Annotated in this window: 15 protein-coding genes; 10 read left to right on the top strand and 5 right to left on the bottom strand. The window is 56.7% G+C overall.

Annotated features, from left to right (window positions below; all coding sequences use genetic code 11):
• Positions 1–2 precede the first annotated feature (2 nt).
• Positions 3–983, bottom strand: a complete 981-nt coding sequence (locus ACVW0Y_RS16110) for a hydrolase (protein WP_457439446.1) — start codon at positions 981–983, stop codon at positions 3–5.
• Positions 984–985: 2 nt separating this feature from the next.
• Here ACVW0Y_RS16110 and ACVW0Y_RS16105 point away from each other — a divergent pair, with 2 nt between their 5' ends.
• Entirely contained in the window at positions 986–1273 is a 288-nt protein-coding gene (locus ACVW0Y_RS16105) for a hypothetical protein (protein ID WP_457439444.1), read from the top strand.
• A gap of 16 nt (positions 1274–1289) precedes the next feature.
• On the opposite strand, the gene rsmD is transcribed toward ACVW0Y_RS16105, so the two are convergent.
• Genes rsmD through ACVW0Y_RS16090 form a run of 3 tightly spaced genes read right to left on the bottom strand, consistent with a single transcriptional unit; the run spans position 1290 to position 4739 of the window.
• A complete protein-coding gene (gene rsmD, locus ACVW0Y_RS16100) occupies positions 1290–1889 on the bottom strand; it encodes a 16S rRNA (guanine(966)-N(2))-methyltransferase RsmD (RefSeq protein ID WP_457439442.1) in 600 nt (199 codons plus the stop codon).
• Positions 1889–3391: a M16 family metallopeptidase gene (locus tag ACVW0Y_RS16095; protein ID WP_457439440.1), complete on the bottom strand. Its 1503-nt coding sequence runs from the start codon at positions 3389–3391 to the stop codon at positions 1889–1891. The genes rsmD and ACVW0Y_RS16095 overlap by 1 nt, the downstream gene beginning before the upstream one ends.
• Positions 3384–4739 carry a M16 family metallopeptidase gene (locus ACVW0Y_RS16090; RefSeq protein ID WP_457439438.1) on the bottom strand — a complete coding sequence of 452 codons (1356 nt, stop codon included), beginning with the start codon at positions 4737–4739 and terminating at the stop codon, positions 3384–3386. Before ACVW0Y_RS16090 ends, ACVW0Y_RS16095 begins: the two co-directional genes overlap by 8 nt.
• Before the next feature lie 146 nt (positions 4740–4885).
• Between ACVW0Y_RS16090 and ftsY the strand changes: the two genes are divergently transcribed.
• From ftsY to ACVW0Y_RS16065, 5 genes are all read left to right on the top strand, one after another.
• Positions 4886–6208, top strand: coding sequence for a signal recognition particle-docking protein FtsY (gene ftsY, locus ACVW0Y_RS16085; RefSeq protein ID WP_457439436.1), 1323 nt, complete (start codon positions 4886–4888; stop codon positions 6206–6208).
• Positions 6205–6873 carry a cell division ATP-binding protein FtsE gene (gene ftsE, locus ACVW0Y_RS16080; protein ID WP_108095018.1) on the top strand — a complete coding sequence of 223 codons (669 nt, stop codon included), beginning with the start codon at positions 6205–6207 and terminating at the stop codon, positions 6871–6873. Before ftsY ends, ftsE begins: the two co-directional genes overlap by 4 nt.
• Positions 6873–7895, top strand: coding sequence for a permease-like cell division protein FtsX (ftsX, locus tag ACVW0Y_RS16075; RefSeq protein WP_457439434.1), 1023 nt, complete (start codon positions 6873–6875; stop codon positions 7893–7895). Before ftsE ends, ftsX begins: the two co-directional genes overlap by 1 nt.
• A gap of 109 nt (positions 7896–8004) precedes the next feature.
• Positions 8005–8859, top strand: coding sequence for an RNA polymerase sigma factor RpoH (gene rpoH / locus ACVW0Y_RS16070; protein WP_110615341.1), 855 nt, complete (start codon positions 8005–8007; stop codon positions 8857–8859).
• 79 nt (positions 8860–8938) lie between these two features.
• Entirely contained in the window at positions 8939–9547 is a 609-nt protein-coding gene (locus ACVW0Y_RS16065) for a hypothetical protein (RefSeq protein WP_457439433.1), read from the top strand.
• Between the two features lie 9 nt (positions 9548–9556).
• Here ACVW0Y_RS16065 and mtgA read toward each other — a convergent pair whose 3' ends face one another.
• Positions 9557–10270 (bottom strand): monofunctional biosynthetic peptidoglycan transglycosylase, encoded by a 714-nt coding sequence (gene mtgA, locus ACVW0Y_RS16060; protein ID WP_457439541.1) that lies wholly within the window; start codon positions 10268–10270, stop codon positions 9557–9559.
• A 324-nt stretch (positions 10271–10594) separates the two neighbouring features.
• Here mtgA and ACVW0Y_RS16055 point away from each other — a divergent pair, with 324 nt between their 5' ends.
• The 4 genes from ACVW0Y_RS16055 to ACVW0Y_RS16040 are packed head-to-tail and all read left to right on the top strand — an operon-like array spanning position 10595 to position 16332.
• On the top strand, positions 10595–12463 hold the full coding sequence (locus ACVW0Y_RS16055) for a ShlB/FhaC/HecB family hemolysin secretion/activation protein (RefSeq protein WP_457439431.1): 1869 nt from the start codon (positions 10595–10597) through the stop codon (positions 12461–12463).
• Positions 12464–12512: 49 nt separating this feature from the next.
• Positions 12513–13136, top strand: a complete 624-nt coding sequence (locus tag ACVW0Y_RS16050; protein ID WP_457439429.1) for a two-partner secretion domain-containing protein — start codon at positions 12513–12515, stop codon at positions 13134–13136.
• Positions 13133–13729: a fimbrial biogenesis chaperone gene (locus ACVW0Y_RS16045; RefSeq protein ID WP_457439427.1), complete on the top strand. Its 597-nt coding sequence runs from the start codon at positions 13133–13135 to the stop codon at positions 13727–13729. Before ACVW0Y_RS16050 ends, ACVW0Y_RS16045 begins: the two co-directional genes overlap by 4 nt.
• 26 nt (positions 13730–13755) lie before the next feature.
• Complete coding sequence (locus ACVW0Y_RS16040) at positions 13756–16332, top strand: fimbria/pilus outer membrane usher protein (RefSeq protein ID WP_457439425.1); 2577 nt, start codon at positions 13756–13758, stop codon at positions 16330–16332.

Below are 16332 nucleotides of genomic sequence, written 5' to 3'. Positions count from 1 at the left end.
GATCAGGCGCGGTTAGCCAGCCACTGCGGAATGCGCCGTTCCAGGTAGTACTCCGGACGCCGCCAGGAACCCTGAACAAACCCGACATGACCACCATGGGCGTGCAGTTCGAACTGCACGCAGCTGGCCAGTTCGTGCGCCTCGGGCAGGCTGTGGGGAAATACGAAGGGGTCGTCGGCGGCCTGTATCAGCAGGGTCGGCGTCTGAATGCGGCCGAGAAAATAGCGGCTGGAGGAGCGTCTGTAGTAATCGTCGGCATCGGCAAAACCATGCAGTGGTGCGGTGACCCGGCCGTCGAAATCCCAGAAGGTGCGCATATTGGTCAGCGGCCCGAGCTTTTCCAGAGTCGACAGCCGATCCGCCTGACCCTGGTGGGCGAACAGGCGCTGTTTGTCCTTCACATAGGCGAGCATTTCGCGCATGAAGTGCGCCTGGTAGACCTTGGAAAAGCCCATGCCGATGCGGTCGGCACATTGGTCCAGGCGGAACGGCACCGACACCGCCACCGCGCCTTGTAGCTGGCTGTCGGCACCGCTTTCGCCGAGGTACTTGAGCAGCACGTTGCCCCCCAGCGAATAACCCACCGCATACAGCGGTGCCATCGGCCGCTTGGCGCGCAGGTGGCGGATGGTTTCGGCGAGGTCTTCGCTGGCACCGGAGTGATAACCGCGGGGCAGCAGGTTGGGCTCCCCCGAACAGCCACGCCAGTTCAAGGCCACGCTGGCCCAGCCTTGCGCCGCGAGGTTCTGTTGCACGCCCAGCACGTACAGGGAACTGGAAGAACCGGTCAGCCCATGCAGCACCACCACCAGCGGTGCTTCGGCCTCATGGGGGCCATGCCAGTCCAGATCGAGAAAGTCGCCATCTTCCAGCCACAAGCGTTCGCGCTCGCGCTCAAGCCTGGGTGCCTTACGGCACAGGGAATTCCACAGGGTTTGCAGGTGCGGGTTGGGTAGCCACCAGGCGGGAGAAAAGGTGCTCATCTATGCAGTCACGCGAAAAGGCAACGAAGGCCGATAGTGCCAGGGTCTGCCGTAGGAAGGGAGTTGGGGAGTTTAAGCCGCTTCCTATGCGAGAAGGCCGCAGCGGGTTGTTAGGGTTCGTCTCTAGGTTTACCGCCCTGAAGCTAAAGGAGCTGGCGATGATATTTTTTCTGAGTGGGGTCGTTAACTTTCTTGCGGTGATTTACTCGATCTTGTTGTGTTGCTCCGGGCTGAACCTGCGGATATTCGTCGGGCGCGAACAGTGCTTTATGGTGCAGCTGCTGCCGTGAACGCCCGACGTCCGGCTCAGACGCTGCGTTGCCACAACGCGTAATACACCTGCCCCGCCTTCTGCTCCCGATGCAGTCGCCAGTTGCCAGGCATGCTCAGGCTCGACGGTGGGTTTTCGCTTTCGGTGTAGATCCAGGCTTCGTCCGCCAGCCAGCCTTTTTCTTCCAGTAGGGTGCAGGCAGGCTGCAGCAGGTTCTGGTTGAACGGCGGGTCGAGGAAGATCAGGTCAAAAGGTGCCGGGCTCTGGGTTTCCAGGTAGCGCAGGGTGTCGGTTTGCAACAGTTGGCCGGTGGCGCATTTCAGTGTGTCGAGGGTCTGGCGCAGGCTGGCAATGGCAGCGCCATTGAGGTCCAGGGCCAGCGCCAGGCTGGCACCGCGCGACAGGGCTTCGAGGTACAGCGCACCACTGCCGGTGAATAGGTCCAACACCCGGGCGCCTTGTACATAGGGTGCCAGCCAGTTGAACAGGGTTTCCCGCACACGGTTGGGCGTGGGCCGCAGGCCGTGGGCCATGGGGAAGCTGAACTGGCGGCTACGCCATTCGCCGGCAATGATGCGCAACTGGCCTTGGCCGCCATGGGCGGGGGCATTGCCGGGTTTTACGGGACGGGCCATTAGTGCTCCGGAACGCCAAGCGCGGGCTCGGCGGGGTGATCGGTAGGGGGCGGCAGGGGCTTCTGCGGCACGGTCGGGCCGACCGTGACGATAACCAGGTTATCGGCATTCAGGTGCTTGGCCATGGCGGTTTTTACGCGGGCCACGTCGAGCGCCTGAACCTGCTGCATAAAGTCTTCAAGGTAGCTCAGCGACAGGTCGTAGAAACCAATGGCACCGAGCTGCGCAACTATATCGCCATTGCTGGCGGTGGACAGCGGAAAGCTCCCGGCCAGTTCCCGTTTGGCGTCATCCACTTCTTTTTGCGTCGGACCGTTGGCCAGGTAGTCGCGCAGGATGTCCTGCACCAACTGCAGCGCACCCTGGCTCTGCTCGGCGCGGGTTTGCAGGCTGATCATAAATGGGCCACGGGCCTGCATGGCGGTGAAGCCGGAAGAGATGCCGTAGGTCAGGCCGCGTTTTTCCCGCACTTGGTCCATCAGCCGGGTGCCGAATCCGCCGCCGCCAAGAATCTGGTTGCCCAGAAACAGCGCCGCGTAGTCAGGCTCGGCGCGGTCAATGCCCAGCTCGGCGAGCATCAGCGTGGTTTGCTTGGACGGGAATTCGATATGGGTCAGGCCCGCTTGCGGCTCTGCTGGCTGCACGGTCTTGGGCAGTGCCGGGCCTTTTGGCAGCGCGGCGGACACCTGCGCCGCCATAGCCTCGGCCTCGGTGCGGGAAAGGTCGCCAACCAAGGCAATCACGCTATTGCCTGCCGCATAGGCCTTGCGGTGAAACGCCTGCATCTGCGCGATGGTGATACCGGGAACGGATTTAGCCGTGCCATCACTGGAGTGCGCATAGGGGTGGTCACCGTACAAGCGCTTGAACAACTCCAGGCCAGCCAGACGGCCGGGGTTCTGCTTCTGGTATTCAAAGCCGGCCAGTACCTGGTTTTTGATCCGCACCAGCGAGTCAGCGGGGAAGGTTGGTTGGCCAAGCACTTCGGCGAACAGCTTGAGGGCCGGCTCGCGCTTATCGGCCGCAGTCAGGCTGCGCAGGCTGACGACGCCCATGTCACGGTAGGCACCGTTGCCGAAATCCGCGCCCAGGTCTTCAAAGCCGGCGGCAATGGCGCTCACATCTTTGCCGGTTACGCCTTCGTTGAGCATGGCGTTGGTCATCATCGCCAAGCCGGGCGTGTCGCCGTCCTGGCTGCTGCCGGCAGCAAAGGTCAGGCGCAGGTCGAACATCGGTAACTGATGGGCTTCGACAAACAGCACTTTGGCGCCTTCGGCGGTCTTCCAGGTTTGGATATTGATGCTGCGATGGCTGGGTGCCTGGCCCTCCAAGGCGGACAGCGACTCCAGATGGTCAGGGGCTTTGCTGGCTGCTGCGGGCGCGGCCGCCACAGGCGCGGTGGGCACCTGGGCCGGACGGCTGACAAAAAACACCAGCAGCGCCAGCAGAATTAACAGGCTAAGGCCCAGCAGGCCGTAGCGCAGACCGTTGCGCTCACTCATGGGTTTTTTCCTTCGGCAGAACTTCGGCCACGCTCAGGCGCTCGCGAGTGAAATAGGTACGGGCGGCTTGCTGGATATCCTCAGGCGTCACCGCTTCTATGGCGCCAAGGTCGTCATCAATCAGCTTCCACGACAGGCCAGCGCTTTCCAGCTGGCCGATGGTGCTGGCCTGGCTACTGATGGAGTCGCGCTCGTACACCAGGCCGGCAATCACCTGGGCACGTACGCGCCGCAGCTCGGCGGCGGATGGCGCGGTGGTTTTCAGCAGCTCCAGCTGTCGCCACAGACCGGCTTCGGCCTGGGCCAGGGTTTTGCCGGTTTGCACATTGGGAGTGGCGGAAAGCATAAACAGGCTGTCGCCGCGGTTATAGGCGTCGTAGCTGGCAGAAGCGCCGGACACCAGTTCTTCGCCACGCTCCAGCTGGGTGGGCAGGCGCGCACTGTAGCCGCCATCCAGCAAGGCCGCGATCAGGCGCAGAGCATGCACATCGCGGGGATTGGCGGCAGTGGCCAGGCTGGGCACGTTGAAGCCCATCATCAGGCTGGGCAGCTGGGTTTGCAGATACAGGCGAATGCGCCGTTCACCGGGCTCGGCCAGCTCCAGTGGGGCTTTGGCGGTGGGAATGGCACGGCTCGGTAGCGGGCCGAAATAGCGCTCGGCCAGGGTTTTCACTTCGGCCACGGTGACATCACCTACAACCACCAGTGTGGCGTTATTGGGCGTGTACCAGGTTTCGTACCAGTGGCGCAGTTCTTCCACGCTCATACGCTGCAGGTCGGCCATCCAACCGATGGTCGGCGTGCCGTAGCCGCTGCCGGGGTAGGCCATAGCCTTGAAACGCTCGAAGGCCAGGGAGCTGGGTTTGTCATCGGTGCGCATACGGCGCTCTTCCTTGATGACTTCGATCTCGCTGCGAAACTCTTCCGGCGGCAGGCGCAGGCTGGCCATACGGTCGGCTTCCAACTCGAAGGCCACCGGCAGGCGATCACGGGCCAGCACTTGGTAGTAGGCGGTGTAGTCATCGCTGGTAAAGGCGTTCTCTTCGGCACCCAGTTCTCGCAGTACCAGCGAGGCCTCGCCGGGTTTCATCTTGGCGCTGCCCTTGAACATCATGTGTTCGAGGGCGTGGGACAGACCGGTCTGGCCGGGGGTTTCATAGCTGGAACCGACCTTGTACCAAACCTGGGAAACCACCACCGGCGCGCGGTGGTCTTCACGCACAACCACCTTGAGGCCGTTGGCGAGGGTGAACTCCTGGGTAGCTTGGGTATCGGCAGCAAAGGCAGACAGCGGCAGACAAAGGGCCGCGAGCAGCAGCCCGGTGGCGCTGCGGGCAAGCATTTTCATGAAGTGAATGACCTGTCGAGGAGGCCCGCTTGGTCTTAGCGTCGGCGGGCGCGGAGGTGCTAGGATACTCATCCATTTTATTGGCGGCCACGGCTGTTGGGTTTTTACCCTGTTGGCGCGTCGCACCCTTGAGATAGCCGCTCTCCATGTTTGGTTCCAACGACGACAAGAAGACCCCAGCCCCGGCTGAGGCGACTACACCGGCCCCTTCTGACGAGAAGTCCGGCGAGAAAAAAAGCCTGTTCGGTTGGCTGCGCAAGAAGCCTCAGGAGCCTGTAGCGGCACCTGAGCCAGCGGCTGAAACCGTGGCACCCGCTGAACCTGAGGTGGTCGACACGCCGCCGGTGATCGAAGCCCCTGTGGCTGAGTTGCCTGCCCCGGAGCAGCAACCGGTCGCTGAGCCCGAGGCCATGGCCGTCGACCCTGCACCTGTCCCGGTTGCGGCCGTGGCTGCCCCTGAGCCCGTTACGGCGGCCCCCGTTGTAGTCGAGACGTCGGCCGTGGTTACCGCGTCGACTGCTACCCCGGCGGAAAGCAAAGCCGGCTTCTTCGCCCGCCTGAAACAGGGCCTGTCGAAAACCAGCGCCAGCTTGGGCGAGGGCATGGCCAGCCTGTTCCTCGGCAAGAAGGCTATCGACGATGACCTGCTGGATGAAATCGAAACCCGTCTGCTGACCGCCGACGTGGGCGTCGAAGCCACCACCGCGATCATCCAGAGCCTGACCCAGAAAGTGGCGCGCAAACAGTTGGTCGACAGCGGCGCTCTTTATAAGGCGCTGCAGGAGGAATTGGCCTCGCTGCTTAAACCGGTAGAGCAACCGCTGGTGATCCCGGCAGCGAAGAAACCCTTTGTGATTCTGGTGGTGGGCGTCAACGGTGCCGGCAAGACCACCACCATCGGCAAGCTGGCGAAGAAGCTGCAGCTGGAAGGCAAGAAGGTCATGCTGGCCGCCGGCGATACGTTCCGCGCCGCGGCCGTCGAGCAGTTGCAGGTGTGGGGTGAGCGCAATCAGATCGCGGTGATTGCCCAGCACACTGGTGCCGACTCCGCCTCGGTGATCTTTGATGCCGTACAGGCAGCCACCGCCCGCGGCATCGATGTGCTGATCGCCGACACCGCCGGCCGCCTGCATACCAAAGACAATCTGATGGAAGAACTGAAGAAAGTGCGCCGGGTGATCGGCAAGCTGGACGACACCGCGCCGCACGAAGTGCTGCTGGTGCTGGATGCCGGTACCGGGCAGAACGCCATCAGCCAGGCCAAGCAGTTCAACCAGACCGTGAACCTCACCGGGCTGGCGCTGACCAAGCTGGATGGCACCGCCAAGGGCGGAGTGATTTTCGCCCTGGCCAAGCAGTTTGGGTTGCCGATTCGCTATATCGGTGTCGGCGAAGGCATCGACGACCTCCGTACCTTTGAAGCCGAAGCCTTTGTCCAGGCCTTGTTCGCCGAGCGGGAGCACGCATGATTCGCTTTGAGCAGGTGGGTAAACGTTACGCCAATGGCCACGTCGGCCTGCATGAGCTGAGTTTTCGCGTACGTCGCGGCGAGTTTCTGTTCGTCACCGGCCACTCGGGTGCCGGCAAGAGCACCTTGCTGCGGCTGATCCTGGCGATGGAACGACCCACGTCGGGGAAATTGCTGCTGGCCGGGCAGGATCTGGCGCAGATCACCACCGCACAGATTCCCTTTCTGCGCCGCCAGATCGGTGTGGTGTTTCAGAACCACCAACTGCTGTTCGACCGCACTGTATTCAACAACATTGCCCTGCCGTTGCAGATTCTCGGGCTGTCCAAGCCGGATATCGCCAAGCGCGTCGATGCCGCGCTGGAGCGCGTAGCACTGAGCGACAAGCGCGATCTGTTTCCTGGCGACCTTTCCACCGGCCAGCAACAGCGCGTCGGCATCGCCCGCGCCGTGGTGCATCGCCCGGCCCTGCTGCTGGCGGATGAGCCCACCGGTAACCTCGACCCGCGTCTGGCCGCCGAGATCATGGGCGTGTTCGAAGACATCAATCGCATGGGCACCAGTGTTTTGATCGCCAGTCACGACCTGGCCCTGATCGCCCGCATGCGTCACCGCATGCTCACGCTGCAACGCGGCCGTTTGATCGGCGACGGAGAGGCCGGTTAATGAGCGCCACACGCAACCCGCAGGAATCCTCGTCGGCCGCCGAACGCGTTGGCGCGGCACCGAAGAAAAATGATCAGAAGAAGGACGATGGCAGTCCGGATTTCACTACCCTGTTGCACGCCTGGATCGAAGCCCATCGCTCCAGCTTGCTCGACAGCTTGCGTCGACTGGCCAAACAGCCGATCGGCAGCTTCTTTACCTGCCTGGTGATGGCCGTGGCCTTGAGCCTGCCGATGGGGCTGTCGCTGCTGTTGAACAATGTCGAGCGGCTGGGCGGCTCCTGGCAGCGTGCGGCGCAGATTTCGCTGTTTATGAACATCGACGCCACGGATACCGAAGGGCAGAAGTTGCGCGCGCAGATCGCCGAAATGGACGATGTCGCCGAATCCGAGTGGATCAGCCGCGAGCAGGCCCTGGCCGAGTTCCAGCAGCAGTCCGGGCTGGGCGAAGCGCTCAAAGAGCTGCCGCAGAACCCGCTGCCGGGGGTGATCCTGGTGACGCCCAAGGAAGTCGACAAGCCTGGGCTGGAGGCCTTGCGCTTGCGCTTGGCAGAGTTGCCCAAGGTGCAGCAAGCGCAGTTGGACTTGCTCTGGGTGGAGCGCCTCAGCGCGATTCTCAAGCTGGGTGAGCGTTTCGTCTTCGGCCTTACCTTGCTGTTGGTAATGGCGCTGCTGCTAGTGATCGGTAACACCATCCGCCTGCACATCGAGAACCGTCGTACCGAGATCGAAGTGATCAAACTGGTCGGCGGCACCGACAGCTATGTGCGCCGCCCCTTCCTTTATATGGGCGCGCTTTATGGTCTGGGGGCGGGGGTGCTGTCCTGGGCGGTGCTGGCGTTCGGCCTGGATTGGCTGAATGGTGCCGTAGTGCGTCTGGCAGGGCTTTATGGCAGTGATTTCGCCTTGGGCGGGGTGCCGTTAGCCGATGGTCTATCCCTACTGCTCGGAGCCGTATTGTTGGGGTATATTGGCGCCTGGCTTGCGGTGGCCCGTCACTTGAACGAGTTGGCCCCGAAGTAGTAAGTTATTGTTTCGTTGTGTGTTTTCGTGCTTTCTGAACTTAAGAGTCAACTGTTAGTCTTATCCGCAGTGCTCAAGAAGCACGAGTTTCGTGAGTCGGAGGATTCGCATGAGCAATTCTTTGCAACCTGTCCATGCCCTAGTCCCAGGTGCGAACCTGGAGGCCTATGTGCATGCGGTCAACAGCATTCCGCTGCTGAGCGTTGAGCAGGAGCGCGAACTGGGCGAAAGTCTTTTCTACCATCAAGATCTTGAAGCCGCCCGGCAAATGGTGCTCGCGCACCTGCGTTTTGTCGTACATATCGCTAGAAGTTATTCCGGTTATGGGCTGGCCCAGGCCGATCTGATCCAGGAAGGCAACGTGGGCCTGATGAAGGCCGTCAAACGCTTCAACCCGGAAATGGGTGTGCGCCTGGTGTCGTTCGCTGTGCACTGGATCAAAGCTGAGATTCACGAGTTCATCCTGCGCAACTGGCGCATCGTCAAAGTGGCCACCACTAAGGCGCAGCGCAAACTGTTCTTCAACCTGCGCAGTCAGAAAAAACGTTTGGCGTGGCTGAACAACGACGAAGTTCATGCCGTGGCCGAAAGCCTGGGCGTTGAGCCTCGTGAAGTGCGGGAAATGGAAAGTCGCCTGACCGGCCATGACATGGCCTTCGATCCTGCTGCTGAAGCGGACGACGAAAGCGCCTTCCAGTCGCCTGCCAATTACTTGGAAGACCACCGCTACGATCCGGCTCGTCAGCTGGAAGATTCCGACTGGAGCGACAGCGCCACAGCGAATCTGCACGAAGCGTTGGAAGGTCTGGACGAGCGCAGCCGCGATATCCTTTACCAGCGCTGGCTGGCCGAGGAAAAAGCGACCCTGCATGAGCTGGCCGCCAAGTACAACGTCTCGGCAGAGCGTATTCGCCAGTTGGAAAAGAACGCGATGAGCAAGCTCAAAGGCTCCATAGCCGCTTGATCCCCGCGCATCGCAACAGAGCCGCACCTAGGTGCGGCTTTTTTCTGCTCGCAAGATTCTGATAAGCCGGAGAGTGTTTATGTCCCTGCCACCGCTACGTATGCAGCACTGGCTGCTGTTTGTGGTGATCGCCATCGCCTTCTTTGCCTGGGGCGGCTGGTTGATGCGTGGCCCAGGCAAAACCGAGCCGCTGCCGGGTATAGCCCAGTGGCAGGCACAAATCCTGGCGCCGATGGCCGATGGCAAACTGTCGCTCGGTCAATTGAACGCGCTGGAGCCTGGCGAACTATGGCTGAAGCCAAGGCTCGATGGCCCGCAACTGGTATTTCGCAGTGAGTTGGCGGCTAGCGGTCAGCGGTGGAAGCTTGAAGCGGTGCTGGTCCTCAACGAGCGCGAACACAGCAGCTTGATGGTGGCGACCGGTTTGAAACCAACAGACCCCGAGCAGCCACTTAGCCCGACAATGCTCAGCGAGATGGGCCAGCATGCCCTGGCTACCCTGGCTTTGCGCCCAGAACAGCCGGTCACCTCTGAACAAGTGATCGCCAGCTTCGGTGCCCCGCGCTTGCGCCTTGAGCTGAATAGCGGTGAAGGTTGGGTTTATCCCATGCAAGGGCTGACCGCCCACGTAGAGAATGAGCACCTGCTGTTACTCCACGTCGTGCCGCGCACCTCGCTGGAAAAGTAACCGACATTCCTACCAGAAGCGGCGGTTTTTTTGCATCTGCACGATGTAATCGCTGCCGCCCAACTGCCGCATCTGCTGGTGGATCCACGCGGCCCTGCGGTTTATATACGCCGTTGGCCGGCTGGCGCTCCACTTCAGTGGGTTAGGTAACACTGCCGCCAGCAGGCTGGCTTGCCTTCCGGACAAATAGGGCGCGCCAACGCCGAAATGCTTGCGGGCCGCGGCTTCGGCACCAAACACGCCTTCACCCCATTCCACGCTATTGAGATACACCTCGAGTATTCGCTGTTTCGGCCACAGCACCTCAAGCAAGGTGGTGAACCAGGCTTCCAGGCCCTTACGCAGCCAACTACGGCCCGACCAGAGAAACAGATTCTTCGCTACCTGCTGGCTGATCGTGCTGGCACCGCGCAAGTTGCCGCCGCGCTCGTTGTGCTCGAGTGCAGCCTGAATGGCATCCACATCAAAGCCCCAGTGTTCGGCGAACTTCTGATCTTCGCCGGCGATCACTGCAATTTTCAGATCATCTGAGAGTTCGTTCCAGGGCCGCCAGCTACGTTGGAGATCAATCGGTTTGCCATCAAACCATGACTCGATTTTGCGTTCGGCCATCAACGCCGTTCCAGGCGGCGGCACCCAGCGAAAAACCAGAACCAGCCCCACCGAAGCGATGGCGAACCAGAGCAGAAATTTGAACAGGCGGGCGATCAGTTTGCGGAGCATGCGCGGCTGGGCCTGACAGAGGAGGTCGCCATTATAGCCAGGCGAGGCATTCTGACGGGAATGGTCGCGCAGCGCGGCCAGGGTTCGACAGCGATGTGGGAATTGGCGGTTGGAAAATGCGAATTGGATGAAGGATTTGCCGGTACTCAAGTTTTGAAGGTCACCAACCGGTTGGCTTCCTAGTGTGAGTGGTTCTCCAGATATTTGTTGGTTTGGCCGACTTTAGCTTCCTTTCAGTCGATTATTTGGCTTTAGAGCCCCAGATACTCGTATAGGGCTTTGGCTTTTCGCGTACATGACGGACTTTTCCTACTTTTCCAGGAGATGTCGATTGCAGGTGCCGAAGGGGGTGAAACGGAGAATCGCCGCTCCAGTTCACTTTCAGAAGCAAATGCTATGGATGTCTACAAGCTAGGGCGAGATACGGCAGTCCGTTGGAATATTCGTAATGTACGCACCGTCGTAATTCATTTCTTTTATGTTATTTCCGCTGCTTTACCCAATGTCTTTCTGGGTGTTGGCAGTGCTTTTGTTCGGGCAGATGATTTGGTGCCCTATATCAGTCCTCTGGATCGAGAACAAGACTTTCAGAACAAACTGCGTAATCAGGAAAATATTAACCGTCTGCTGGATAAACAGGGGCGCGAGGCGGAGGTCGGGAGTCCTAAACAGGAGCAAGCACAGTTGTCTCCGTCTGATAACGGAATAAAATTCCCGATCAGTAAAATAAAAATTGATGCCGGGGACGAGAAAGAATGGGCGGTCGACGTTTCCGACATCCTAAGCGGCTATATAAATCGCGATCTTGGCAGTCCAGAATTGTTTTCGCTTATTCGTGATATTACCAACCGCTATTCAGAGCGCGGCTTTTCAACTACTACTGTCAGCTTGATCCCCCTGAATATGAAGGCGGGCATCGTTGAGTTGAAGATAAATTGGGGCAAGGTCGAAGGCTGGTTGGTTAACGGTAAAGAGCCGCAGAGTCGTCACGAAAAACTTATTGCCGCAATGGCAATGCCGGGCGTCACGCAAAGGCCATTCAATATCCACGATATTGATCAGATTGTCGAAAATCTAAATACAGTCGCTAAATCAGCACGTATCGATGTTCGTCCTGCATCGCACGTTGGCTACTCCCTGTTGAATATTATCACCGAAGAAAAGAGTGCTCCCAACGTAACCTTGCGAGCTGATAACTCGGGAACCGGCAGTCCCAGTCAGGGGCGCTACAGATACACCGCATCTACCAGTATGAGTGACTTGCTGTTAGGAAATGATTCATTGGGTTTGAACATTTCTTCTCGCCGCTACCAGGACGATGAACACAACGCTGAGTATTCCGCTGGGGGAAACTATTCCATTCCTTTCGGTTATTCCAAAATTGATCTTCGTTTCAATCAGTCCCAGTACGATAAACAGCTGAAAGGGCGATTTGGCTCCTATGACTCCAGCGGTAATTCGCAATTGTATTCCGCGAAATTTAGCCAAGTTATAACACGCGAAAAAACCCAACGCCTGTCGGCCACCGTAGAACTTGAACACAAGCGAAATGAGAACTTTATACAAGACTCGCTAATAGCGGTAAACAGTAAGCCTTATACCAGCTTGGCTGTTGGCTTGGATCATGTAACCGAACTTCTTGGTGGTTCGCTGTATTCGGATGCGGCCTGGGTCCGGGGCATGTCCTGGTTTAGCGGAGAAATGGCAGCATTTGACAAGTCCCGCTCAGAAAAAAACTTCAACAAAATCGAATTCAATACTGCCTGGAGTCGCCCGTTTGCATTGTTAGGGCAAAACCTAAGTTTTTCTTCTCGAGTGGGTGGGCAGTACTCGAAGGACAATATGTTGACGTCTGAGCAGTTGGGGCTGGGCGATGAGTTTACCGTTCGCGGTTACAAAACTCCCTTGTTATGGGGAGATCGTGGTGTCTTTCTGAATAACACCTTGTCGATGCCGTTGACGGTGTTGGGCGGCTCACTCAGTCCATTCATAGGCTGGGATATCGGCCGAACGCAGAATGTTGCTTATAAAGAGAATAGCGGGAGTATTAGCGGAGTTTCTCTAGGTGCCAATAGTAGTTGGCGGTATGGGGGCGCTTCTTTGACGCTAGGCGCGCCTCTTTCCGGGCGTGTTGTTGAGAAGAATGACGTTGATCCTGCCGTTTTATATATGAGCGTTTATCTGACTTATTGATACCGCCTTTTTATTCGTTTTCTGTCTAGAGTTTATATAGGTTCGACTTATGAACAAGCATCGTTTTCGCCTGATTTTTAGTAAAGCGCTTGGATTTTTAATCCCTGTTGCGGAAATTAACAATGCTCAGCGCAAGCCTGGGCAGACCAAAGGTTCTTCTATTCAGGGATCGGAATGCACCCAGAATCCAAATTTTGGCCTGGTCCCACTGGCTGCGGTTATTCGTTGTACGCATCAAACAGCAGTGCGCGTTGTAGTACGCGGGATGGTTGGTTCGCTGGTCGCGTTAACCTCTGTTCCTGGTATGGCTGCTGCGCAGATGATCGTGGACTCCGCTGCACCGACAGATGAGCGCCCCAACGTCGTTCAGGCCGGCAACGGCGTACCAGTTATTGAGATTGCTAATCCAGATGCCAAAGGCTTGTCGCACAACCGTTTTGATACGTTCAATGTGCAGAATCCAGGCGCAATTTTTAACAACAACAAACAGGACGGTGTTAGCCAGATTGGTGGATATGTTCTGAAAAATTCACAGCTCACTCAGCAAGCCAAAGCCATCCTTACTGAGGTAACCGGTAATAATCCAAGTGATTTATCCGGTACCTTGGAAGTCTTTGGCGGTAAGGCAGATCTTCTTATTGCCAAGAGAAATCTGAAGTTTCCGTGCGTATGACTAACGAGGGCGAAGATCCGAAGCTGGTACAGATATGGATTGACGATGGAGATAGGCAGGCCAGTCCGGATAAAATAAAGGTTCCATTTGTTGTCTTGACACCCATTTTCCGCATGGACGCAAAAAAGGGACAAGTAACACGCATTCAATACACCCACAACAAAGATCTTCCTACTGATAGGGAGTCGGTGTTCTGGTTAAATGTGCTCGAGATCCCCGCCAAGCCATCCCTCAAAGAAAAAGAGGAGAATTATTTACAGTTCCGGTATCGCACCCGTATTAAACTCTTCTTTCGACCTAAGGGCATTGTGGGAACTGCGGTCGAAGCGCCTGATAAGCTGGTTTTTAAATATAAGCCGGGTTATATCCAAGTAGAAAACCCCACTGCGTTCTATCTCAGTATAAGCAGTCTGGATGTAGGCAAAGATGCCCAGGGTGGGAAGTTAGAGTCGCAAATGCTTGAGCCTTTCTCCAAAAAAATGTTCGAGTTGAAAGGTCAGACTAAAGCGGTTCTGGAGCCCGTTATAAAGTTTAGTGCAATTAATGACTTCGGCGGTGCTCCGGTTCGCGAAAAGAGCGCTGTTGCCTTTTAGTACTAATAAATTCTGGTTCTATTGTCATGAAGTATAGAGCTCAACTATTAATAGCTGGGTGGGTCTCTGTTACCCAGATTTTTATATTGGGATATATACCTACCGTTCTGGGCGGCGAGCAGGTTGCTGCTCTCGACTTTGACAGCAGCATGCTATGGGGAACGCCAGACGAAAAGGCCAGCGCTGACTTGTCGCGTTTTTCCGAAGGCAATCCCGTGCCTCCCGGTAATATGAATGTTGATCTTTATCTTAATGGCGGAATACAAAAAACGACGTCTGTCTATTTTTTGCCTGTGCCAGGTAAAAAGTCTGCCGTGGCATGCTTTACCCAGAAGGAGCTGCAGTTCGTCGGCTTGGCACTGGATAAGCTGCCTGAAGAAGCTGCGACCTGGATGCGCGATGAGCATAATAAGTCTGACTGCCGGATCATCGGCAGTGTTGTTCCAGGTGCGGAAGCAAATTTTGATTTTTCTGAGCAGCGCCTGGATTTATCCATTCCGCAAGCCTATCTGGATGAGCGCCCGAAAGACTATATCGACCCAAAGCAGTGGGATCGTGGAATAACAGCAGGGCGTCTAAATTATTCTCTTGATATGTTCAATGCCACCAGCGGTGGTCGAACCGACACAGAGGGGTATGCCTACCTGGAGAGCGGCTTCAACGTTCAAGGTTGGCGTATTCGAAATATTTCATCGGTGGCGTCCAATCGGGACGGAAGCTCATTTCAGGCGCAGCGAACTTATGCGCAAACCGATATTGAACCGCTAAAAAGTACGCTTACGGTCGGGCAGAATTATACCGATGGGCAGTTATTCAACTCCTACGGTCTGCAAGGCGCATTTTTATCTACTGATGTTCGTATGTTGCCGCCTTCTTTGCGTAACTATGCTCCGGTGGTCACCGGTAACGCGAACACCAATGCGAAAGTGACTATCCGTCAAAACAACGTGGTTATCTATGAGCGAGCTGTCCCGCCAGGACCGTTTGAGATCAATAACCTACAGGCGGTGGGTTATGGCAATGATCTTGAAGTGACGGTAACCGAGGCAGATGGCACTGCTAGGAAGTTCAGCGTGCCGTATTCGCCTTTGGTACAGCTGTTACGCCCTGGCCAAATGAAGTATTCCGCCAGCCTTGGGCAGGCCTGGGCACCTGCTGATGATAAATATGCACCATCCGTAGGTCAGCTGAATTTTCAGTACGGGATGAACAACTATGTCACGGCGCTCGGTGGTGCAATCGCGAGTGATGACTACACGGCAATCGCGCTGGGCAGTGCTGTAAGTACCTATATAGGTGGTATTTCGGCAGACTACACCTATTCCAATAATCGACTCGATACTACTGGTTCCTCCAATGGCGATAGTTTGCGCTTTGTGTATTCGACGCTTATTGAGCCAACCAATACCAATATCACGCTTTCCAGCTATAGGTATTCAAGTCGCGGTTTTTGGTCGTTCAACGAATTTGTAGCTTATGAAAATAGCCTGGCTAACGTGAGTTCATCGCTGTTCGATCCCTATAGTTATTCTGGAGCCAAACAGAAAGGACGCTTCGACATAAGCTTGCGTCAGCGTTTCGCTCCAGGGTTTGGTAGCTTGTTTCTCAGCGGTTCTACGCGGGACTTTTGGAATCGCGAGGGATCGGATACCCAGTATCAGGTTTCTTATAGCAATCGTTTCAGTGATCTGACCTATGACCTTTCAGCGACTCGGGTGAGAAATCAGAACAACAACCAATACAACGAATTTCGGATAAATTTCAGTATCCCGATATTTGCATCGGATTATGGTCGGAACTATTTGTCGGCAAATACATGGAGCAATAGTGAGTCGGGTAGCCAATCCCAGGTGCAACTGGGCGGGGTTGCCGGAGACGATCAGCAGTATACCTATGGCATTAGTACTAGTCAGGGGTTAGACAGTCAGAACACTCAAAGCAGTTATGGGTTGAGCGGTTCTTATCAGGGGCCTAAGGCCTTGGTTACTGCAGGCGTTAGCCAGGGTAAAGATTATCGACAGTCCTCGTTGGGTATTGCCGGCTCCGTGTTGGCCCACTCGGAAGGTGTGACGTTCGGCCAGACGTTGGGCGAAACGGTGGCGCTAGTGGAAGCAAAAGATGCGCAAGGCGCTCGAATTACCAATTCCAGTGGTGCTGTTCTGGATGGCAGTGGTTTTGGCGTTGTGCCTTATCTGTCGCCCTTTTCTCGAAATAGCGTTGAGTTGGATCCCGAAGGGCTATCTCCCGATTTGCAGTTGAAGTCAACCAGTTCGGAGTCGATTCCGGTAGCAGGCTCCATCGTCAAAGTGAAGTTTGAAACCTCGAAAGAACAGAGCGTATTGATAAACGCCGCTTTTGTAGATGGCTCCCCGCTGCCTTTTGGTGCGGAAGTTTTAGATAGCGCTTCGCAGAATCTAGTTGGTTATGTCGGGCAGGCGGGTAGCATTTTCGCTCGTGGAATCAAGCTTCAAGGTCGATTGTTGGTTAAGTTGAAAGAGCGTAGTTGCTTTATTGATTACCGGGCTGATCAACGCGGCCAGGATGATGTGTCAGGTGTTTCTCGGTCGTTGGTCACCACCACCGGTGTATGCAGGTATGAGTGA

It is taken from the genome of Pseudomonas sp. TE3786 (assembly GCF_054057335.1).
This window is presented reverse-complemented; position numbering and strand designations above follow the sequence as displayed.